17 protein-coding genes and 1 tRNA gene are annotated in these 19,824 nt (G+C 58.3%); 4 read left to right on the top strand and 14 right to left on the bottom strand.

Annotation, left to right across the window (positions count from 1 at the left end):
• Positions 1-3,141 carry a multidrug efflux RND transporter permease subunit gene (locus J1G34_RS07265; RefSeq protein ID WP_222993684.1) on the bottom strand — a complete coding sequence of 1,047 codons (3,141 nt, stop codon included), beginning with the start codon at positions 3,139-3,141 and terminating at the stop codon, positions 1-3.
• A 15-nt stretch (positions 3,142-3,156) separates the two neighbouring features.
• Positions 3,157-4,203: an efflux RND transporter periplasmic adaptor subunit gene (locus J1G34_RS07260; protein ID WP_240997019.1), complete on the bottom strand. Its 1,047-nt coding sequence runs from the start codon at positions 4,201-4,203 to the stop codon at positions 3,157-3,159.
• 459 nt (positions 4,204-4,662) lie between these two features.
• Between J1G34_RS07260 and J1G34_RS07255 the strand changes: the two genes are divergently transcribed.
• On the top strand, positions 4,663-5,613 hold the full coding sequence (locus tag J1G34_RS07255) for a S24 family peptidase (RefSeq protein WP_130138264.1): 951 nt from the start codon (positions 4,663-4,665) through the stop codon (positions 5,611-5,613).
• 72 nt (positions 5,614-5,685) lie between these two features.
• Here J1G34_RS07255 and J1G34_RS07250 read toward each other — a convergent pair whose 3' ends face one another.
• The 4 genes from J1G34_RS07250 to J1G34_RS07235 form a co-directional block, all read right to left on the bottom strand.
• Positions 5,686-6,636 carry an HlyD family secretion protein gene (locus tag J1G34_RS07250; protein ID WP_065892124.1) on the bottom strand — a complete coding sequence of 317 codons (951 nt, stop codon included), beginning with the start codon at positions 6,634-6,636 and terminating at the stop codon, positions 5,686-5,688.
• The gene (locus tag J1G34_RS07245) at positions 6,633-7,310 is read right to left on the bottom strand and encodes an ABC transporter ATP-binding protein (protein WP_333964880.1); all 678 of its coding nucleotides are present in this window, start codon (positions 7,308-7,310) and stop codon (positions 6,633-6,635) included. Before J1G34_RS07245 ends, J1G34_RS07250 begins: the two co-directional genes overlap by 4 nt.
• An 80-nt stretch (positions 7,311-7,390) precedes the next feature.
• The gene (locus tag J1G34_RS07240) at positions 7,391-8,521 is read right to left on the bottom strand and encodes an ABC transporter permease (RefSeq protein ID WP_222993683.1); all 1,131 of its coding nucleotides are present in this window, start codon (positions 8,519-8,521) and stop codon (positions 7,391-7,393) included.
• Positions 8,521-9,981, bottom strand: a complete 1,461-nt coding sequence (locus J1G34_RS07235; RefSeq protein WP_222993681.1) for an efflux transporter outer membrane subunit — start codon at positions 9,979-9,981, stop codon at positions 8,521-8,523. The genes J1G34_RS07240 and J1G34_RS07235 overlap by 1 nt, the downstream gene beginning before the upstream one ends.
• Positions 9,982-10,258: 277 nt before the next feature.
• Between J1G34_RS07235 and J1G34_RS07230 the strand changes: the two genes are divergently transcribed.
• A complete protein-coding gene (locus tag J1G34_RS07230) occupies positions 10,259-10,852 on the top strand; it encodes a GNAT family N-acetyltransferase (RefSeq protein ID WP_262411735.1) in 594 nt (197 codons plus the stop codon).
• A 1,044-nt stretch (positions 10,853-11,896) separates the two neighbouring features.
• Here J1G34_RS07230 and J1G34_RS07225 read toward each other — a convergent pair.
• Positions 11,897-12,223 (bottom strand): hypothetical protein, encoded by a 327-nt coding sequence (locus J1G34_RS07225; RefSeq protein ID WP_222993679.1) that lies wholly within the window; start codon positions 12,221-12,223, stop codon positions 11,897-11,899.
• Between the two features lie 220 nt (positions 12,224-12,443).
• Here J1G34_RS07225 and J1G34_RS07220 point away from each other — a divergent pair, with 220 nt between their 5' ends.
• Positions 12,444-12,617 (top strand): hypothetical protein, encoded by a 174-nt coding sequence (locus tag J1G34_RS07220; protein ID WP_222993677.1) that lies wholly within the window; start codon positions 12,444-12,446, stop codon positions 12,615-12,617.
• Positions 12,618-12,756: 139 nt separating this feature from the next.
• Here J1G34_RS07220 and J1G34_RS07215 read toward each other — a convergent pair.
• Positions 12,757-12,843, bottom strand: a tRNA-Leu gene (locus J1G34_RS07215).
• A 136-nt stretch (positions 12,844-12,979) separates the two neighbouring features.
• Positions 12,980-13,507 (bottom strand): DinB family protein, encoded by a 528-nt coding sequence (locus J1G34_RS07210; RefSeq protein ID WP_122560949.1) that lies wholly within the window; start codon positions 13,505-13,507, stop codon positions 12,980-12,982.
• 123 nt (positions 13,508-13,630) lie between these two features.
• On the opposite strand from J1G34_RS07210, the gene J1G34_RS07205 reads away from it, so the two are divergent.
• Entirely contained in the window at positions 13,631-14,320 is a 690-nt protein-coding gene (locus J1G34_RS07205) for a tellurite resistance TerB family protein (RefSeq protein ID WP_065897957.1), read from the top strand.
• Here J1G34_RS07205 and J1G34_RS07200 read toward each other — a convergent pair.
• The 5 genes from J1G34_RS07200 to J1G34_RS07180 form a co-directional block, all read right to left on the bottom strand.
• Entirely contained in the window at positions 14,317-15,138 is an 822-nt protein-coding gene (locus tag J1G34_RS07200) for a hypothetical protein (RefSeq protein ID WP_222993675.1), read from the bottom strand. The genes J1G34_RS07205 and J1G34_RS07200 overlap by 4 nt on opposite strands.
• 19 nt (positions 15,139-15,157) lie before the next feature.
• On the bottom strand, positions 15,158-15,505 hold the full coding sequence (locus tag J1G34_RS07195) for a DUF2493 domain-containing protein (protein WP_222993673.1): 348 nt from the start codon (positions 15,503-15,505) through the stop codon (positions 15,158-15,160).
• A 61-nt stretch (positions 15,506-15,566) separates the two neighbouring features.
• Complete coding sequence (gene mgtA, locus J1G34_RS07190; protein ID WP_222993671.1) at positions 15,567-18,284, bottom strand: magnesium-translocating P-type ATPase; 2,718 nt, start codon at positions 18,282-18,284, stop codon at positions 15,567-15,569.
• 234 nt (positions 18,285-18,518) lie between these two features.
• On the bottom strand, positions 18,519-18,812 hold the full coding sequence (locus J1G34_RS07185; protein WP_065892150.1) for a hypothetical protein: 294 nt from the start codon (positions 18,810-18,812) through the stop codon (positions 18,519-18,521).
• A 305-nt stretch (positions 18,813-19,117) separates the two neighbouring features.
• Positions 19,118-19,729 carry a LysE family transporter gene (locus J1G34_RS07180; protein ID WP_065892152.1) on the bottom strand — a complete coding sequence of 204 codons (612 nt, stop codon included), beginning with the start codon at positions 19,727-19,729 and terminating at the stop codon, positions 19,118-19,120.
• Positions 19,730-19,824 lie beyond the last annotated feature (95 nt).

The following is a 19,824-nucleotide window of genomic DNA, read 5'->3' as shown; positions in this document are numbered from 1 at the left end:
TTAATTTTCCGGGGTCATGGTTGAGGTGCTTTTGGAGCGGCGTGCACGCCATGCCTGGAAGCGTTCCTGGCTGCCGATTACGAAGACGAAGAACGCGGGCACAAAGAACACCGCCAGCAAGGTGCCACTGAGCATCCCGCCGAATACGCCAGTGCCGATTGCATGCTGGGTTTCCGCGCTGGCGCCCGAGGCGAGCATCAGGGGGACAACGCCGAGAGTGAAGGCCATGGACGTCATCAGAATCGGGCGCAGGCGTAGCCGAGAGGCGGTGACTGCCGCGTCGATCAACGTTCGGCCTTCAGCATGCAACTGCCGCGCGAACTCTACGATCAAGATGGCATTTTTCGCCGACAAACCGATGATTGTGATCATCCCGACCTTGAAAAATACATCGTTGGGCAAGCCTCGCAGCATCACTGCGGCGACTGCCCCGAGCAGGCCCAATGGCACCACCAGCACCACTGAAAGCGGAATCGACCAGCTTTCGTACAATGCGGCGAGCACCAGGAAAACCACCAGCGCTGACAACAACATCAACAACGGCGCCTGCGCTGCCGACTGTTTTTCCTGTAGCGATTGGCCTGTCCACGCCACAGCGAAGCCCTGGGGCAACTGCGCGACCAGGCGCTCCATTTGCGCCATCGCCGCTCCGCTTGAGACACCCTCGGCAGCGCCACCGGTAATGCGCACCGCCGGGAAACCCTGGAAGCGCATCATTTGCTGGGGGGACTCGGTCCACACCGGCGTCACCACTTCGCGCAACGGCACCATGCCATTTGTCGAGTTGCGTACACGCAGGCTCAGTACGTCTTCCAATTGCATACGCGCAGCGGCATCGGCTTGCAAAATGACGGATTGCAGGCGTCCTGCGTTGGGAAAGTCGTTGACGTAGAGTGAGCCCATGGCCGAAGACAACGTGCTGTTCACGGCGGCGAACGACAGGCCCATTGATTCGGCCTTCTGCCGATCGATCTCCAGCCGGACGCTCTCGCCAGGTGGCAGGCCATCGGCGTAAACGCCGCTGACGAGCGTGTCATGCGCGGCCAGTTTCAGCAGTTGCGCCTGGGCCGCCAGGAGCGCGTGCTCTCCACGATTTGCCCGATCCTGTAGAAAAAAGGTGTAGCCGGACGACGTGCCCAGGTCATCTATCGGCGGCGGCATCAGGCTCATCGTGGTGCCTTCGACACTGTCGGTCATCGCGCTCTGGGCCAGTGCGGCCTCATTGCTCGCTGTCGCACCATTGCGTTGATTCCAGTCCTTGAGCATGGTGAACGCCATGGCCGTGTTGGGGCCGGAACCTGCGAAGCTGAAGCCCTGCACCACCAGGTTGGCGGCAAGCGCCGGACGTGACGCCACATGGGCTTCGAACGCCTTGACCACATCCAATGTGCGCTCGCTGGTTGCGCCGGTTGGCAACTGGATCGATGTCATGAAATAACCCTGATCCTCCTCAGGCAGAAACGAGGAGGGCAACTGCGCCATGGCAACGGCCAATACGGCGCATATCGCCGCAAAAATCAGCATCATCCTGCCGCTGCGCCCGACCATTTGGCCAACGCGCTCGCTGTAGCGGCCTGTGAGTCGCTCGAAGGCTCGGTTGAACGCACCGAAAAAGCCGCGCTTGTCGTAATGACCAGGCGTGACCGGGCGCAGCAGCGTTGCGCAAAGCGCGGGCGTCAGGGTCAACGCCAGCAGCGCCGAGAACAGGATCGATACCACCATGGACAGGGTGAATTGCTGGTAGATGACGCCGACGGACCCGGTGCCGAATGCCATGGGTATGAACACCGCCGTGAGCACCAGGGTGATCCCGATCACCGCACCGCTGATTTCCTTCATGGCCTGGGACGTCGCCGCTCTTGGCGATAACCCCTGGGTAGCCATCAGGCGTTCCACGTTTTCCACCACGACGATGGCATCATCGACAATGATGCCAATGGCCAGCACCATGCCAAACATGGTCAATGCGTTGATCGAGAACCCCGCCAGCAACATCACGGCGAAGGTGCCGAGCAGGGCGATGGGTGCAACGATGGCGGGAATCAACGTGTAACGTACTTTTTGCAGGAACAGGTACATCACCAGAAATACAAGGACCATGGCTTCGAGCAAGGTATACACGACCTTCTCGATAGAGACCTTGACGAAGGGTGCTGTGTCGAAGGGGATGGAGTACGACATGCCTGTCGGCATGCTGGGTGCCAGCTCGGCCAATCTGTCGCGCACCGCCTGGGCGGTGCGCACGGCGTTTGCGCCTGGCGCGAGCTGAATGGCGGCGCTGGTCGCGACCTTGCCGTTTTCTCGATTGGAGAATGCGTAGGATTGCGCACCCAGCTCGACACGCGCTACTTCGCCAATCAGCACTTTTGAACCGTCCACATTGGCACGCAGTACGATAGCCGCAAACTGCTCCGGGGTTGATAGCTGCCCTTGCACGGTCAACGGGATCGTCAGGCGCTGGCCGGGCAGTGTGGGTTCGTCACCCAATCTACCCGGGGCGATCTGCGCATTCTGCTGCTCGACTGCCTGGGCCACATCACTCATGGTCAAGCCGAACGCCGTCAGCTTGGCCGGCTCCACCCAAATACGCATGGCCTGTTCAGCGCCGAATAACTGCACGCGACCCACGCCTTTGATCCGTCTCAGCTCCTGCACCACGTTGCGCGCCAGGTAATCGTTGAGGGCGAGTTCACCGAAGCGCAAGTCGGGCGATGTCATGCCGATCATCATCAGAAAACCCGACGCCGCCGACTCGACCTGCATGCCGTTCTGACGCACCACCTGCGGCAGGCGTGTTTCGACCGCCTTGACGCGATTTTGTACATCGATCTGGGCCATTTCGGGGTTGGTGCCAGGCACAAAAGTGGCGCTGATCTGCGCGGTGCCCGATGCGTCGACAGCGGATTCGAAGTACAGCAGATTCTTCACGCCTGATAGTTCACGCTCAATCAGGCTGACGACCGAGTCGTTAAGCGTTTGCGGTGAAGCCCCCGGATAACTGGCCGTCAGGCTGACTGACGGAGGCGCTACCGAGGGGTAACGCGCGATCGGTAGTTGCGGAATGGCAATAAGGCCGAACAATACAATGAACAACGCGATCACCCAGGCGAACACCGGGCGATTGATGAAAAACTGAGACATGAGGGGGTTCTCTGCCTAACGCGCAGTGGCGTTGAGTGGGAGCGCAGCGGCATTCGCCTGCCAGGAGGCGGCGCTGACTTGCGCGTTTTCGGTCAGGCGCTCCAGACCCTCGATGACCACGAGCTGTCCAGCGCTGAGCCCGGACACCACGCGGTAGCGGCGATCGACCAGTTCCCCCAGTTCGATTGCGACAGCGTGTGCCTGCTCCTTGGCATCTATCACCCACACGCGTGCCTGGCCGCCGCTACGCAGTACGGCTTGCTGCGGTACGCTCAGCGCCTGCGGATAATCGGCCAGTGGCACCCGTGCTTGTACAAACAGGCCTGGCAGCAGCTGGCGATGGGGGTTGTCGACCAGTATGCGGAGCAACACGTCTCCGGTACCCGCATCTACGTTGATCCCGGAGAACAGGATGCTGCCGTTGAGGCCGGTGGGGTTGCCGGAACTGTCGAGAATCTCTACGGGCAAGCCAGGCGCGCGTTGACCGTCCTGGGCGCTGAGTGATTCACGCAGCGAGCGCAGTGTCGATGCGGTTTGACGAACATCGACATACACTTGGTCAATCTGCTGGATTCTCGCCATCGGTGCGCTGTCAGTTGATGACACAAGCGCGCCTTCGCTCACCAGGGTCTGGTCAATGCGTCCGGCAATCGGCGCGTCGACTGTCGCGAACCTCAGGTCCAGCCGGCGTCGAGCCAGGGTTGCCTTGGACTGGGCGACATCCGCCTCAGCCTGATCGCGCAGTGATATGGCATCGTCGTAGACTTGGCGGCTGACTGCCTCGGCGTGCATCAAAGGCGAAAGCCGTTCGGCCTGGATACGTGCGCGTTTCAATGCGGCCTGCGCTTTGAGCACCAGCGCTGCAGCGCTATCGACTTCGGCTTTGAAGGGGGCCGGGTTAATCTGAAACAAGGCCGTGCCGGCAGTCACTTCAACGCCCTGATCAAATAGACGCTTGTTCACGATGCCGCTGATCTGCGCGCGAATGTCGGCAGTGCGAACTGCCGAAACACGGCCAGGCAGTACCTCGCTGACTTTTATGGAAGCGGGTTCAAGGGGCATTACGGAAACCTGTGGGATAGGCACGTCGTCGGCGACTTGCCCCTCGGGGTGACACCCGGTTAAGGCGAACATAAAAAGCCCGATCCATAAGGGACACGGTCGCCTGGATCTAAAAGACATACCTGAATAACCTCATTAAAAATATTGCCAGGCTCAAGGCCGTGGCGCTCGAATGGAATGTTCAACTAAAAGAGTTGGGATTCATTCGACGTTATGTGTAGGTAGTGTGGATTTTGAAACTAACGTGGCGGGCGGTAATGATGTTCGGAGTATCCGAAAACAGTAGCGTGGTTAAATCTCCATCAAAACTCCATCGTTTCTCCACACGGTCTTGGCATTGTTCATGGAGCATGCGTTATATATAAATAGCCCCTGAAAACCTGGCGCTGAATCGATCTGGCTGTTGGCAATAACGGTTGAGTCAGGGTGCGCAGAGGCAAGTTGGCACAGGTCGATATAATGAAATTTGATGGTTTTAATCAGCGGCTTAGACAGGCGATTGGCGGTGAAACAATCTATTCATTCGCGAAGAAAAGTGGTATTTCCGAACCCTTGTTGCGCAAATATTTGAGTGGTGAATCTGTCCCGAGTCTGGAAAAAGCCTGGAAAATGGCCGTCACGGCCAATGTCTCGCTTGATTGGTTGGCGGGGAAGGGAGCCCCGCACGTTATCCAGCAATCAAGCAGTATGGTATCCCTGGATCACAACTCACAACGTTTGAGCATTCCTCCTGGTGACGGCGCTGTCAAAGAATTTGGCGGGTTCAGCGCACGCTTGAAAAAAGCGCTGGGCGATGAAACACCCCACGCATTTTCAAATAAATGCGCAATCGCTAACAGTTCGCTATACAGTTATCTAAAAGGACGGGTTGTACCTAATATTGAAAGGGCCTGGAAAATGGCTGTCGTCGCCAACGTATCACTTGATTGGTTGGCGGGTGGGGGCTGTAAGGAGAGTCAGCCCGATCAAAATGGAGCAGGCAGTGGGGATAATGACGCCTACGTCTATATTCCACTTTACGAGCCTGTTTTGCGTGGCCGTAAGGGTCCAGGGAATCTCAGCGCAAACGTTCTCACCCACCTTGCGTTCCCCGCCGACTCATTGCACAAACAGAAACTGTGCCCGCAGCAGCTTTTAGCGATTCCAGTAATGGGTGATTCGATGGCTGGAATATTGAATGCGGGCGATATCGTAATGATTGACCTGGAACGCAACCAGCTCGATGCCGATGCCCTCTATGTGATTCGGTTGAACGACCAGTTGTATGCCAAGCGGTTGCAGCGACTTTCGGACGGTTCGGCATGCATCATTAATGAAAACAAGGCATACCGTGATGTGCTCGTAACAAAGGCTCAGGTCAATGATATTGACATTATGGGCCGTGTGATATGGACCTCCAGCTGGATGTAGGCGCTCAATATCGGGAAGCCTGCGTAGCGGCGTTGGCGCACAAGCGACATGCCGCAGGCAGAAGCGAGTGCGTTATTCCGCATCAGCGGGAAAAGGGCTATGGAAGCGTTTGCGCTGGCTGCGATCAACGCCAAAATGTACCAACATCCTTTGTCCTATACGTACGGAAGCGGGCACCGCCTGATCGAGCACCAATATGCATTCGACGGTACGCAGATTACCGCGTGTCTGCGGATCGTCCTCAAGCGTGCTATTACCAAACACAGGGCTGACACGCAGTACATGGGCAGATATGGCCGGTAGTCCGCTGCCGGTATCATCGGTGACTTGTGCCTTCATACCCGGGACAACGATGCCGATAAATGACTCGTTCAACTCGGCCCGTATGATGCGCTCTGTAGTGGGCAATAATATGAATGCGGGTCCTGATGACGCGGAGAGAGACGCGCCCAGTTGAACGAAACTACGAACAATCTGCGCATCCGCGGGTGAAACAATATTGCGCTGTTCCAGTTCATAGCGCGCACTGGCCAGTTTTCTCTTGGTGACGGCTGCGTCCGCGTCATTATCTTCAATTCGATCGTGCAACTGCTGCGCAGCTTCACGCGCATCGTCAGCACTCTGTTGATCGCCGGCCCCGACGCTTGCAGCGGTCGTCAACCGTTTGGCCTTTAGATCAGCGGCCTTGAAGTGTCTGGCCAATTGCTTGGCGCGAACCTCGAGTTGTTGTTGCTCGGCCTGCGCCGCACTGACGGCCAGTTGCGCAAGTTCGCTGTCCAGGGAGGCTAGCAATTGGCCTTTACGTACCTGATCGCCCTCGCTTACCCAGATTTTTTTCACGACACCCTCTCGCTGCGTGCCAAGCTTCAAGACCCCGCCTTCAACATCGAGACGGCCGCGCGCGATGGCCAGGTAGGGAGGGGCGGCAGGCACTGCGCCTGAAGAGGTGTCTTCCATACCGCAGCCGGTAAGACCCAGGGCGAGAACCAGTGCCAGCAATGGCCGAAACGAACCCGGATTCATAACACATGTTCCTTTTTACTGGCGATGTTGATTGCGTGGGAGAAAGAGGCGTGGTCAGCCAGGATTCGACCGTCTTCAATGGTCAAGACACGGTCGCTATGATTTATCAGTCGTGGGTCATGGCTTACGCACAACACCGTTGTGCCTCGATTGCGCGCAATCTTGTGCAGTATGTCGATAATGATCTGGCCGTTGGCCGCATCCAATGCGCTGGTGGGTTCGTCGGCGAACAGCAGTTCAGGTTCCTTTGCCACGGCTCGCGCAATGGCGACGCGCTGCTTTTCGCCGCCGGACAACTCGGAAGGACGCAGGTGCATGCGCGGCCCCAGGCCAACGTCTTCCAAGGCTTGGGTAGCACGTCTGGTGACGTCCTTGGCCGAGAGCCCGAGGTAGCTCAGGGGCAGCTCGACCTGTTGCAGCGCATTCAAGGCAGGAAACAGATTGAAACCCTGGAAAATAAATCCCGTGTGTTGCAGGCGAAATTTTTCCAGCTCATGGGTATCGAGTTTCCCAAGGTCATGCCCCAGCGCGGTAACGCGGCCTTGTTCCGGCCGTTGCAAGCCGCTGAGAATTGCCAGTAACGTACTCTTGCCACAGCCGGACGGTCCTGAGATCAACGTCAGCTCGCCTGGCCTTATCGCCAGATTGACATCATGCAGCACAGCCGTAGTCACGCCACCCGCTATAAAGGATTTGCGAATATTGCTTGCCTGAAGTGTGGCTGGAATTGCTGATCTTAACGGTTTCATAAGGCCTATCTCAGAAGACTCGCCGGATCGGCTTGACGTAAGGTTCGAATGGCTGCCAGTCCGGATACCAGCGCCAGAATCATGCTTAGCAGCAGGCAAGCCCCCACCGCAGCGGGTGAAATTTCCACGGGAACGTTGAAATGCCAGGCGATGGCGAACAATCCGCAAGCCAGGATGCTGCTGCCCAGCAGGCCGATCGCCCCGACCCAGAACGCTTGCTCCATCACCACTTTGCGCAGCGCGTTTACGCCGACGCCAAGCGCGTTCAAGGTCGCGTATTCACGAATGGAACCGGCCACGGCGGCCACCAGGGTTTGGCTGGTAATCACCGCACCGACCAAAAATACGATGGCGGCCATGAACAACACCCCAGCCCCGGCCCCGGTGTCGAAAATCCAATACATCTGTGAGCGATGAGCAAATTGCTCTGCAGTCCAGACCGCGTAGCTGCTGAACGCCGTCGCCCCTTCGAGACGACCGGCAACCGCATCCGCCTGGGCCGGATCGCGCACTTTGGCCACCAGGTAGGTGGTGCGGTCACTGGCGATGGCGGTATCGAGTAGCCGGGCGGTGGACAACGACGTCAGCACATTCACACCCCCCAAGGCCCGCAGTCCGCCGGTGATGCCCACGACGTGCACGCGACGGCCGTTAATGGTGGCCACGTCCCCCAGATTGACGCCCAGGGTGACCAGGTCGGCGCGGTCGACGATGACGGCTCCCGGCTCGTTCAAAAGCGCGCGTAGCGGCGTAGCCAGTAGTTGCTGAAACATCAATCCACGTGGCCCTGTCTCAATACCAGAGACAAATACCGAGACACCGCCGGTATCGCGTGCGCCTCGCCAATCGGCATCCAGCCATTGAAATTGCTCAACCCTGGTGATGTCGGGATCCATGCGCAGACGCATCTCCACGCCGGCGTCTATCGTTCGGCCCAGGTTGACGCTTTGAGTGCCTGGGAATCCCACCCAGAGATCAGCGGCGGAGCGGGTGATATAAACACTGGCGCTACTGAAGATTCCCGTCACCAGACCCACCTGGAGCAATTGCAGCAATCCGGCAAAACCCACCGCAATAATCGCGGGAAGGAACCGGCGCCATTCGTAGAGGAGCGTTTGACGCGCAAGGGCAACCATCAGTCAATGTCCTTCAGGGTATCTGCCGGCAATGGCGCACCGCCTAATGCTTTGTACAACGTGATGTAGGCCAAACCTCGCTCGGCGTTGGCGCGAGCGACCTGTTGCTGGGCGTTCAGCTTCTCAATCCGCGCATCGTCGATGTCCAGTTCACTCAGTAAACCCAATCGAGCGCGTTGCTCCAGCGCGGCAAGGTAAGCTTGAGATTCGGTTAACGCGTGCAGGGACGACTGTTCATACACACGCAACTGTTCGAGGTCTCCCAGCGCGGTTTCGGTTTCAGCGACGCCCTGTAATACGGATTGTTGATAGGCCAGGACCGCGGCCTGCAGTTGATGGTCCTTGGCCTGTGCATTGGCCAATCGCTGACCCCAGTCGAACAACGGGATACTTATCCCAGGTCCGGCCGAGAAGATGCTGTCGCCACTGCGTGTTCGTTTGCGGTTGCTGGCAATATTGACCGACCACTGCAATGACGCACCCAAACTGATACGCGGATAGATATCGGCCCGACTCATACCCAGTTCGCCCGCGGCAATGAGTACCTGAGCTTCGGCAATACTGATTTCAGGCCGCGTTCGCAACAGGTCAGCCGGTAAGCTGGTCAGTTGCCAAGGCCCCAGTTTGGGTGGGGGGCCGGGCTGCAGCCACAGCGGATCCGGCTCGCTTTGTCCGACTAATACCGCTAACTGTTGCGCGCTTCGGTTTATGGTTTGTCGTGGTGCATTCAGCGCCATTGTGGAACGCGCCAGTTCGGCACGCGCCTTTGCAATTTCAGTCGAGGCGGTGAGATTCAGGTGCTCGCGAACAAGCAATAATTCCAGCTTTTTACGTTGCACTTGCTCAATGGCGCTCAAAGTGGCTTCAAGCTGCTGCGCCGCGCGCAGTTCGAGCCAACGACTGCTCACTTCTGCGACCAATGACACGCGTACCGTGCGTAAGTCGCCCGTCATCAGCGCTTCATGGCCATGGGCAAGACGATCGGCACTCTGTTTCGCCCCAAACAACGGGAGCTCCCATTGTGCGTCGAGCCCCAGGAGCAAGTAAGACGTGCTGGTGTCAGGGCTGACGGCATCGGTGGTTTTTATTCCCAGTGCGGGCAAGTAGGGCGACTGCGCGCGCTGACTGAGTATTCGTGTTGCCCGTAATCGCTCTGTTGCCTCGGCAACATCCAGGTTTTTCTGTAAGGCGCGAATCACCAATGCGTCCAGCTCGGGATCACCGAATGCATGCCACCATTGCTTGAACTCCGGGTGTGCAGGCGCGGTGTAGGGACGTGAGTTACGCCATGCGTCAGGCGGCGCCGGGTTCAGCGGAGGCAGCGGCGCCACGGAGCAACCGGCAAGCACCAATAGCACTATTAGCGAAAGAGCCAACCTAGTCCTACTTGTTCTAAGTCTGATAAAAGGCTTGATGTTCTTCACCTGGTAGTAAATGGCTGTTCGAAGCTTTAGGGGCATGTGGTTAATTGCAAGAACCGCATCGTAGGTTGCGGTTCTGTATGGTTATTTTATTTTTTCAATAAGGATGGATCTTCTGAGCGCAGAGGTAGGGTTTTGCCCGCATGCTGAAAGTTAGGTTTTAAACGTTATCGTTGCAAATGGCGGATGCCCCGCAGCGGATGCAATGGTACTTACCCAATGTGTGCTTTTGCGCAAGGCTTGATGGAGAGTTTGTGGAGAAAGTGCTTTTGATTAGCGAGACGGTGTAGTGATATGGGTATTACGGGAAACCGGCATGGAGCCGCGTCAGAAAAAAGTGAGCCATAAATTGTCTGAAGAATTTCCAGAATTCTCGCTCAGGAGAATCAAGCTGAGAAAAGTCCGCCTTGGGGATGTTGCCTCTGTTTACGCGGGACTGTCGGATCCCCGTGTGGTCGCTCAGTACGGTGTTTCCTATACAAGCCTGGCTGCTACCGATGAGCAGATGAGGTGGTTTGAGCACATAGTCGCGCAGAAGACAGGAATGTGGTGGGCTATCGCCCTGAAGACCGATGACGCAATGATCGGAGCATGCGGCCTGAATGATTGGTGCCACAAGCACCGCAAGGCTGAAATCGGCTATTGGTTGATGCCAGAGCACTGGCGACAAGGCCTTTTGACTGAAGCTCTGCCGTCAGTTGTGCGGTACGGCTTGCGCGATATGGGACTCCATCGTATCCACGCAGACGTAGAGCCCGATAACGAGCCCAGCTGCGCGCTTTTGAAAAAACTTGGGTTTCACCTTGAAGGAACGCTTCGTGACGTTGAGCTGAAGGAGGGCAAGTTTTTAAGCCTCCACCAGTTCAGCTTGCTTGCATCAGACGCGGGTGCAGAGCGGGTCCTGGATTAATTGGCGAGACGGGTTATGGTGGGTGAAATTGGGTTTGCCTAAAAAGCCCCGCAAAAAGGGCGGGGCGTTACCATTTTCAAGGGCTTTTGCACCGCTAAGGCATGTCATCCGCGACAGCAGCTAGTAAAGTCAAACTGCGTTCATTGAATCCCGAACTTTGTGGAAGGACCCATCATGAAAGTCATTTGCACATTCACATTTTTACTGCTCGCCCAAGCAACATATGCGGCTGACTCCGCTCCTATCTCTGATCCCTACGGCGGTCCTGATAAGCGCCCAGAGAACAGTGAGAATGTCACAGTCTACTTAAATGAAGACGGTACCTCTACCACCACGGCAGTGATCGTTTACGGCGATGGTCATAAGGAGTTTTGCATTAGCCAAGCGGTACGGCCTACAGCGGACTTACGGCGGTGGAAAGTCACCAGCCATACGTGTACACGAATTGTCTCGTACCTCAAATAACGAAATGGCTATTGGGTGGACTGCCGGAGCAAGTGCCAAAGACTCATCCAGTGGGTCGAAAGCCGGATTGGAAAACGCTAACGCTGCGTTATCTCGATCCCATGGCAAGGGCTCAACTTCATACGTTGCCGTATGGGCTTGAAACATTGATGGCGCCATGTCTGGCACATCCCCATCAAGCTCATCGACAAAGCTCGCGAAGGTCTTGGACACTCGAACTGGGGCCACCGGCACCGCCTGGGCTATCACCTCAACAGGGGCGGCTGGTGGCACGTCGAGCGTTAGCTTGCCCAAGGTTTTCATGTATTGGAGTGCTGGCACTAATGTTTAGGCTGGTGTCGATATGAAAACCGGTGACACCCTTAATGGCGCCGGCGGAGCCGAACCCCATTCGCGCCCTGATGGTGGTCCGCCTTGCGCGCTCGATCAACTCGGCGCTCGTCCTCCAGGACAGTTCGAACTCTTCGCGGGAGCAGGGCGTGAACACCAGGCGCTCGACAAGCCCCGATCGCGAATCCTGATCCTGCAAAACTTGGGCGTGTAGGCAGAGAGCTGGGAATTCCTTTCACGCGGCCCGTGCTATGGCAGGAGTTTAATGTCGTGACTAAGCGCAAGGTCGTCAGCGAGATCGCTTAAGTCGTATCGACTAGACCCACTAATGAGGGTTGTCAGCCTGCCAAAAACGTCTATTGCCTCATTGCTGAGACTGTGAGGTGGCCGATTTTCATCTTCGATATTTAAATACTTATCACAAAGTTTGATTGTGGGAATCTTCGTGCCCTCTAGGGCAGCGAATATAATTTTTCGTGCTTCCTCGTGTTCTTGAACGCTTCTGCCTGCGCCTTGGATGGCAGCGCTAATTTCTTTCGCACGATCAATATTTTTTATAGCGACATCGCAATTCATTTGCTTATCCGTATGCGAATGAGGGAGGCGCAACGCTACTACGCGCGGCCCGAGCCTGCCACTGGCATTCCATCCACGCTGGATGCCTGGACAGCGGGCAGACTGCTGAAGACGAGAGGGAACTTTCTCTTTCAGTAGTGTCAATTTGACATGCACCTGCGCAAAGCGCCAGGGTGCCGAAAATGCCGGGTGGTCTCCCGGCAAACCAGGGAAGAAAACGATGAGATTGATTGTTGTGATGCTGCTAATGCTTAGCGGCTATGCCTTTGCCGGCTGCGACAGCATTGGCGATTCGGACCAGCGTGCTTACTGCAAAGCCAAGGAAGGCCGTGGTAGTTGCGGTTCGATCAACGATAGGGACCTACGTGCACAGCGTGATGCTTTGAAACACTGATTGAAGATGAACAGCGCGGTTTTTCTTCGTGAAAAAGATGGGTTGGGAGACAGGTCGGCAGGACGCCGGAGGAAGGGTAATTGCGGAACAGAAACGACAAGGGCCTGCCCAGGTTTCCCCGGCAAGCCCTTGATATCTATGGTGCCCGAACCCGGAATCGAACCGGGACGCCCTTACGAGCGGGGGATTTTAAGTCCCATGCGTCTACCAGTTTCGCCATTCGGGCGGTAGCGCGGTGCAGCAGGGTTGCGAATATATAGATCCAGACGCTTCGGTGCAACCTCGATGCATCCTTTCCTGCACAAACACAGGTCTGAAAAAACCTGCCAGATCAGTGATCTACGCTGCGAGGCAGGCTCCGCTCAGTCAATCAGCGCGAGCAGGTCGGTATCACCCACGTCCACGCCGGCCTGACTCAATAATGTGGTGACCTGGCCGCGATGATGGGTCTGATGGTTGAAGAAGTGCATCAGCAGGCCGAAAAACGGTTTTTCAGACGCTACGCCGCCCATGGTGTGATAACTCAATCGCAGGTCCAGGTGAGCGTCGCGCAAGCTGTGGGCCCAATCGAGGATGAGTTGATCCAGCCAGGCCCGATGGGCCGAGAGTTCACGGATGTCTGCGAACGCCAATTGCCTGAGGTCGCCGGGTGTGGCGATGGCGTTCAAGGGCGCCAACGCGCTGAATTCCGCCGGGTGCTGGGCAAAGCGTTTGAGCCAGACGGTGTCGCCCAGTGCCAGGTGATTGAGGGTGCCGAGGATCGAGCCGAAAAATGCCTGGCGGTCCGCAGTCAACGCCGCGTCTGTGAGGGTGCCGACAGCCTCATAGACCTTGCGATTCATCCATTGATTGTAGTTGGCCATCAACCCGATGTGCTCGATGCGGTTCACCTGGGTTCTCCCTTGAGGTTGTTGTGGCGCCATCATAAAGCTTGCCCGCCCGGCGGTCATGGTGTTCCATCAAGGGCGGACTAAGGTTGATTAACGCCACTACGTACCTGGGAGGGCGACACCATGAATACCGGCGATTTACTGGAGCAATTGTTGCGCGGCGCAGGGCAGGGCGGCGCTTCTTCGAGCGGCGGTTTGGGCGGGGTGCTTGGAGGACTGCTCAAGGGCAACCGCGCCGGTAATGCTTCGGGCGGCGGCCTCGGCGACTTATTGGGTGGGCTCGGCGGCATGCTGGGCGGTGGCGCGGCTACGCGTCCAACACAAGGGCGCTCCGGTGGGATGAACTATGCCGCGTTGGCGTCTCTCGGGATGATGGCCTACAAAGCGTATCAGGCCTGGCAGAGCCAGCAGGCGAGCCAGGCACAACCAGCGTTCCAGACGGCCGACCAGCTCTCGGGCGCGCAAGTCGAAGCGCACAGCCATGCAGTGCTGCGCGCACTGATCGCTGCCGCCAAGGCCGACGGCCACATTGATGAAAAAGAGCAGCAGCTGATTTCCAATGAGCTGGGCAAGCATACTGACGACCCGCAATTGCAGCAGTGGCTCGACGCTGAAGTCGCCAAGCCGCTGGATGCTGCGGATTTCGCCGAGTTTGCCGCAGACCCGGCGGTGGCGGCCGAGGTGTATCTGGCCAGTGTCCTGTTGGTCGATGACCAGCAGGATGCAGAGCGCAATTACCTGGACGACCTGGCGGGGCAGCTGCACATCGATCCGCAATTGCAACTGCACCTGGAGCAGCAGGCCAAGGCTTAAAACCTCAGGGTTGCCGCCGTGGTCAGCCACTGGTCACGCTCACCGATCAGGCTGCGCCCTATGACCAGGTCCACGTCGACACGCTTGCCGACGTGGAATCGCGGCCCGGCCTGCCAGGCCTGATCGCCGCCTTCCTGGCCGTAGCGCTCGGCGAGCAGCGTAAGGACCTCGGCCACGCGATATTCAAACCCCGCGCCCCAGGTCAGCCGGTGCTGCTGGTCGCCATCGTGGTAGGCATGAGTCCAGCCGGCATTCAGATTCAGGCGTAACGCGTCCAGGGCTTGCCACGTCAACGGCAGGTTGAAGTCAGCCCCATCGAATGTGTGCTGCCTGTCCAGGGCAAAGTGCGCCCCGGCGGCAATCGCCAGTTCAAGCCCCCAATCGTCCCGCGACAGCACCTGTGCCTTCAGTTGCGGACTGATTTGAGTCTCGCCCTTGCCCTCGGCAGTTGCGCGCGACAATGCCGTTCCCCACTGCACCGATTGCAGCTCGTTGAACGTACAGGCCGGCGACAGCGTTTCGTTATGGGTATCGCCAGCGTGGCGGTTGGCGGTGTGCCAGGCGTCGACATTACATTCGCCCGGGGCATTGATGGCGCCATCGTCGACCACATAGGCGCCGCCTGCCGCATGAGCCTTGGCAAAAAACACCATGAGCAGGACAACGCCCAGGCTCACCCCGATAAATATCAGATTGCGCTGCAGCGCCCGGCGCCTGGCCGGCGGCAACAGCAGCAGGCTGGGACGTACGGGACGCGAGTGACGCGCGCGGTATTTGGCAAATCCGTCCGCCTGCTTTGGTTTGTGAGGGTTGTGCATGATGCACCTCGCTTGAATTTCAGTTTTCTACGCTCAGCACCGAAATGCCGCTGGCTTTGGCCTGGCAGACCAGCTCCGAGGTGTCATCACCGCCCGGCAGGGCGATGATTACGTTGGGGCGGCTGTCGGCCAGCATGAAGTGATTGCGCTGGCGTTCCGCCTGCTTGCCGTGGCGTTGCCAATTCGGCGGATAGCGCACCACGTCAATCGCGTTTTCGCGGGCCCATTCCTCGATGTCGCTGCCCAGGAACTGGTTGCCGCCATGGATCAGCACCTGCACCGGGCGCAGGCGGTGGTAAGCGTCCAGCACCTGGCGGGACTTTTTGCTGTCGGCGTAATGCCGACCTGCACAGATCAACACGCGCATGAGTAAATCCTTGTGTTGCACGGTGAGGGCCGGGCGGCCTTCACCGTTTGAACGGAGGGGGTCAGTACCACTGCTTGAAGCGGCGGATGTAGATCGTCTTCATCAGTTGGGCGACGCAGCAGTAGGCGAGCAGGGTGCCCACCAGCCATGGGAAGTACGCCAGCGGCAACGGTTGCAGGCCCACCAGGGTGCCCAGGGGCGAGAACGGTACGTAGATGCCCAGGGCAATGACGATGCAGGTCATCATCAATACCGGCCAGGCGGCCGTGCTCTGGAAGAACGGGATCTTGCGGGTGCGCAGCATATGCACCACCAGGGTTTGCGAGAGCAGGCCCTCGATAAACCAGCCGGACTGGAACAGGGTCTGCATTTCCACGCTGTTGGCCGAGAACACGTACCACATCAGGGCAAAGGTGGTGATGTCGAAGATCGACGAGGTTGGTCCGATCCAGATCATGAAGCGGCCGATGTTCTTCGCATCCCATTTACGCGGCTTGGCCAGGTATTCCTTGTCCATCTTGTCCCACGGCAGGGCCAGCTGGGAGATGTCGTACATCAGGTTTTGCAGCAACAGGTGAATCGCCAGCATCGGCATGAACGGAATGAACGCACTCGCCACCAGCACCGAGAACACGTTGCCGAAGTTGGAGCTGGCGGTCATGTTCAGGTACTTCATGATATTGCCGAAGGTCTCGCGGCCTTTGAGCACGCCTTCTTCGAGCACCATCAGGCTCTTTTCCAGCAGGATGATATCGGCCGACTCCTTGGCGATATCCGTGCCGCTGTCCACCGAAATACCTACGTCGGCATCGCGCAGGGCGGGCGCATCGTTGATCCCGTCGCCGAGGAAACCGACGGTGTGGCCGTTGGCTTGCAGCGCCTTGAGCACCCGCGATTTCTGCAGCGGCGTGAGCTTGGCAAATACCGTGCGTTGTTCCACGCAGCGCAGCAGCGTCGCGTCGTCCATCGCTTCGATTTGCGGCCCCAGCAGCGGTTGACCGGGTTCGAGGCCGACCTGGCGGCAGATCTTGCTGGTCACGACCGCGTTGTCGCCGGTCAGCACTTTGACCGCCACACCGATTTGTTGCAGCGCTGCAATCGCCGGGCCGGCGGTTTCCTTGGGTGGATCAAGGAACGTCAGGAAGCCATGGATCACCAGGTTGCGTTCATCGGCGGTGGTGTACTGCTGGCGCGCCAGCGCTGCAGGGATGGTGCGGGTGGCGACGACCAATACGCGAAAGCCGTCTTCGTTGTAGTCATTGGCGATCGCCAGCAACTGCTCGCGGCGGCGCTCATCCAGCGGTACGGCGGCGCCGTTTTCCAGGGTGTGGGTGGAAATGCTCAGCATCTCTTCCACGGCGCCCTTGCACACCAGCAGATGATCGCCGGCGGCGTCCTTGACCATGATCGACAGGCGCCGGCGGACGAAATCGAACGGCAATTCATCGACCTTGCTGTAGGCAAACGGCACTTCGAACCTGGGATTCTGCGCAGCGAACTGCACCACGGCCTGGTCCATCAAGTTCTTCATGCCGCTCTGGTGAAAGCTGTTGAGCCAGGCCAGGGACAGCACCGCATCATCGCGCTGGCCACAGGCGTTGACGTGATGCTCGAGGATAATCTTGTCCTGGGTCAGGGTGCCGGTCTTGTCGGTGCATAGCACATCCATCGAGCCGAAGTTCTGGATCGCATTGAGGCGCTTGACCACCACTTTGCGCCGGGCCATGGCCGTCGCGCCCTTGGCCAGGTTGGCGCTGACAATCATCGGCAGCATTTCCGGGGTGAGGCCTACGGCAACGGCAAGGGCGAACAGGAAAGCATCGCCCCAATCGCCTTTGGAGAAGCCGTTGAGCAAGAACACAATCGGCACCATCACCAGCATGAAGCGGATCAGCAGCCAACTGACGCTGTTCACGCCACGGTCGAACGCGGTTTGCACCCTTGAGCCGACAATCGCCTTGGCCAGCGAGCCGAAATACGTGCGCGGCCCGGTGGCGACCACCACGGCTGTCGCCCGGCCGCTGACCACATTGGTGCCCATGAAGCAGATGTTCGGCAGGTCCAGCAGGTTGTCCGGGTCGGCAGACAACGGGGACGCGGACTTTTGCGTGACATCGCCCAGGGTGTCGTATTTTTCCACCGGCAAGGCTTCGCCGGTGAGCACTGCCTGGCTGATAAACAGGTCGCGGGATTCGATCAGGCGGATGTCGGCGGGGATCATGTCGCCGGCCGACAGGTGCACGATGTCACCGGCGACCAGTTCGCGCATCGGCACTTCGCGCAGGGTCGGCCGGGCGCCCACCTGTTCGCGGCGCAGCACCGTGGCGGTGGTGCGCACCATGGCCTTGAGCGCCTCGGCGGACTTGGCCGAGCGGTGTTCCTGCCAGAAACGCAGCAGGCTGCTGAGCAGCACCATGGTCATGATAATGATGACCTTGGTCGGGTCGGCTGCATCGCCGTCCTGCATCGGCAGCCAGCAATCGGTGATGAAACTGATGCCGCCCAGGGTCAGCAATACATAAATAAACGGATTGTTCAGTGCCTGCAGGAACTGGACGAGGGCGTGAGGCGGCTTGTCATGGGCCACTTCGTTGTAGCCTTCGCGATGCAGGCGCGCCGAGGCGTCCAGCTCGGTCAGGCCATCCTGGGTGGCGCGCACGTTGGCCAGGGTGGCGGACAGGCCGTTGCGGGCCTCACGGGCGGCGCGCATCGACAGTTTGGGGGTGCTGCCGTCGCTGCCTTTTTTGTGCTGCAGTGGCGTGTTTTTTACGGCGCTCATGGTGTGTACTCCTGTCGCCAACTCTCGACGCAACATGCCCGATACTTGCCTGATAACAGGCGAGCGAAAGCACGCCGAGCCGCGAACTTTGCGATCGGTTTAAATAAGGTCTGGACAACCCTTAATAGTGAATACTGACGGCGCGTTAATTAACGTGCGCGCAGCCATCCACGACTGGGAAAGTTCATAAGGAACTCCAGTGCATCAATAAGAAAGTTGCTGTTTCCAGTCAGGTCAGGCGGCGCGAGCGCTCAAGTAAAAACCGAGCATCACGTCAGCCTGGGCCAGGCTGGAAACGATCGGTCTCTGCGGGTCCTGAGGGTCGGCGTGATCCCACTGCTGCACCAATTGGCCGCTTTGCGGGCAGACACGCCAATGCGCCAGCGGGCGGGCTGGACGCACTTGGAGGGAGGATGAATCAAAGGCCGCGCGGGCAGGGCGCAAGCCAGTAGGCGCACGATGCAGCTTGGCGCGCAGGGCCGCGGCCAGGGTGCATACATCAGGTAAAACAAGGGTTTGCAAGGTCATAACACACCTCGGGACCGGACACGCGACCGGCGAGGCAGTTACGGTGGAGCATCAAGCTCTAGCGCAGCTTACCGGGCCTGGAGGGCAAGTCCCGTCATGTTCTGGGTTTGGCGCCCGACGCCCGCTGAGGCGGTGCTCGGACAGCGACTAGATACTGTGTCCATTGGCTTCTTTTGTGAGGTTTAAAAAAGGCCCCTGTTGCGGGCAGGGGCAATTTACTCAGGCAGTTACAGAATGTCAACGCATGGTTAATTAAATGAGTCGATATTCAGAATTTATTCAGATAAGTGGCGGCCTATGTAACTTCAAATACTCTGTGCCGCGAGGACTGCCAAATAAATCAATACAATACCGCAAGCGCCATAGCTGATGCGTTGCCAAGTCGGCGAAGCATTCTTGCGCAGCAAGTTGACCAGCGCGGCAGTAAGAAAGCAGGACAGCACCGACGCAAGCATAAAGCCTGCAAAAAACATCAGCGTTTGCCCATGGCTCGGAGTAGCACCAACGATGCCCGACAACGCGCTGCCCAAGGCGCCCCAGTAAACGATGTTCTTGGGGTTGGCCAGGGAGATCGTCGCGCCCACGACCAGTGCGTTTTTTGCCGAACTGGCGGGTGCGCTTTCGACTTGAGGTAGCTGCCAGGCATCGATCAGGCTGCGGATGCCCAGCCAGGCCAGGTAAAGCGCGCAGATCACCGTCAGCGGCACGCGTACCGCCTCATGCTGGATCAATAGCGCGATGCCCGTCAGCCCGATCACCGCCCAGACGGCGTCGCCCACCAGCGAGCCAACCTGTACCAACAGGGCCGGTGTGAAACCGTGGAGCAAACCACGGCGCAGGGTTTCGGCGAGCACTGCGCCGGGAGACAGGCAAAATACAAAGCCGAAAACCAGCGCGTAGAAAAAGATCGTCAGCATGCCCGTGTCCTTTCGAGAAAGTGCGAAAGCATACGTCAGTCCGAGGGCAGGAAACCATGCAGCATTGAATGTGCAAGAGCGGGCGCCTAGCTCTT

Source organism: Pseudomonas sp. Wu6, assembly GCF_019891515.1.
Classification (GTDB): Bacteria; Pseudomonadota; Gammaproteobacteria; order Pseudomonadales; family Pseudomonadaceae; genus Aquipseudomonas; species Aquipseudomonas orientalis_A.
This window is presented reverse-complemented; position numbering and strand designations above follow the sequence as displayed.

Bases quoted from the DNA above. Each gene is read 5' to 3' on its own strand.
- J1G34_RS07265 (WP_222993684.1), bottom strand. From the start codon at position 3,141: ATGTCTCAGTTTTTCATCAATCGCCCGGTGTTCGCCTGGGTGATCGCG.
- J1G34_RS07260 (WP_240997019.1), bottom strand. From the start codon at position 4,203: ATGCCCCTTGAACCCGCTTCCATAAAAGTCAGCGAGGTACTGCCTGGC.
- J1G34_RS07255 (WP_130138264.1), top strand. From the start codon at position 4,663: ATGAAATTTGATGGTTTTAATCAGCGGCTTAGACAGGCGATTGGCGGT.
- J1G34_RS07250 (WP_065892124.1), bottom strand. From the start codon at position 6,636: ATGAATCCGGGTTCGTTTCGGCCATTGCTGGCACTGGTTCTCGCCCTG.
- J1G34_RS07240 (WP_222993683.1), bottom strand. From the start codon at position 8,521: ATGGTTGCCCTTGCGCGTCAAACGCTCCTCTACGAATGGCGCCGGTTC.
- J1G34_RS07235 (WP_222993681.1), bottom strand. From the start codon at position 9,981: ATGCCCCTAAAGCTTCGAACAGCCATTTACTACCAGGTGAAGAACATC.
- J1G34_RS07230 (WP_262411735.1), top strand. From the start codon at position 10,259: ATGGAGCCGCGTCAGAAAAAAGTGAGCCATAAATTGTCTGAAGAATTT.
- J1G34_RS07225 (WP_222993679.1), bottom strand. From the start codon at position 12,223: ATGAATTGCGATGTCGCTATAAAAAATATTGATCGTGCGAAAGAAATT.
- J1G34_RS07220 (WP_222993677.1), top strand. From the start codon at position 12,444: ATGAGATTGATTGTTGTGATGCTGCTAATGCTTAGCGGCTATGCCTTT.
- J1G34_RS07205 (WP_065897957.1), top strand. From the start codon at position 13,631: ATGAATACCGGCGATTTACTGGAGCAATTGTTGCGCGGCGCAGGGCAG.
- J1G34_RS07200 (WP_222993675.1), bottom strand. From the start codon at position 15,138: ATGCACAACCCTCACAAACCAAAGCAGGCGGACGGATTTGCCAAATAC.
- J1G34_RS07195 (WP_222993673.1), bottom strand. From the start codon at position 15,505: ATGCGCGTGTTGATCTGTGCAGGTCGGCATTACGCCGACAGCAAAAAG.
- mgtA (WP_222993671.1), bottom strand. From the start codon at position 18,284: ATGAGCGCCGTAAAAAACACGCCACTGCAGCACAAAAAAGGCAGCGAC.
- J1G34_RS07185 (WP_065892150.1), bottom strand. From the start codon at position 18,812: ATGACCTTGCAAACCCTTGTTTTACCTGATGTATGCACCCTGGCCGCG.
- J1G34_RS07180 (WP_065892152.1), bottom strand. From the start codon at position 19,729: ATGCTGACGATCTTTTTCTACGCGCTGGTTTTCGGCTTTGTATTTTGC.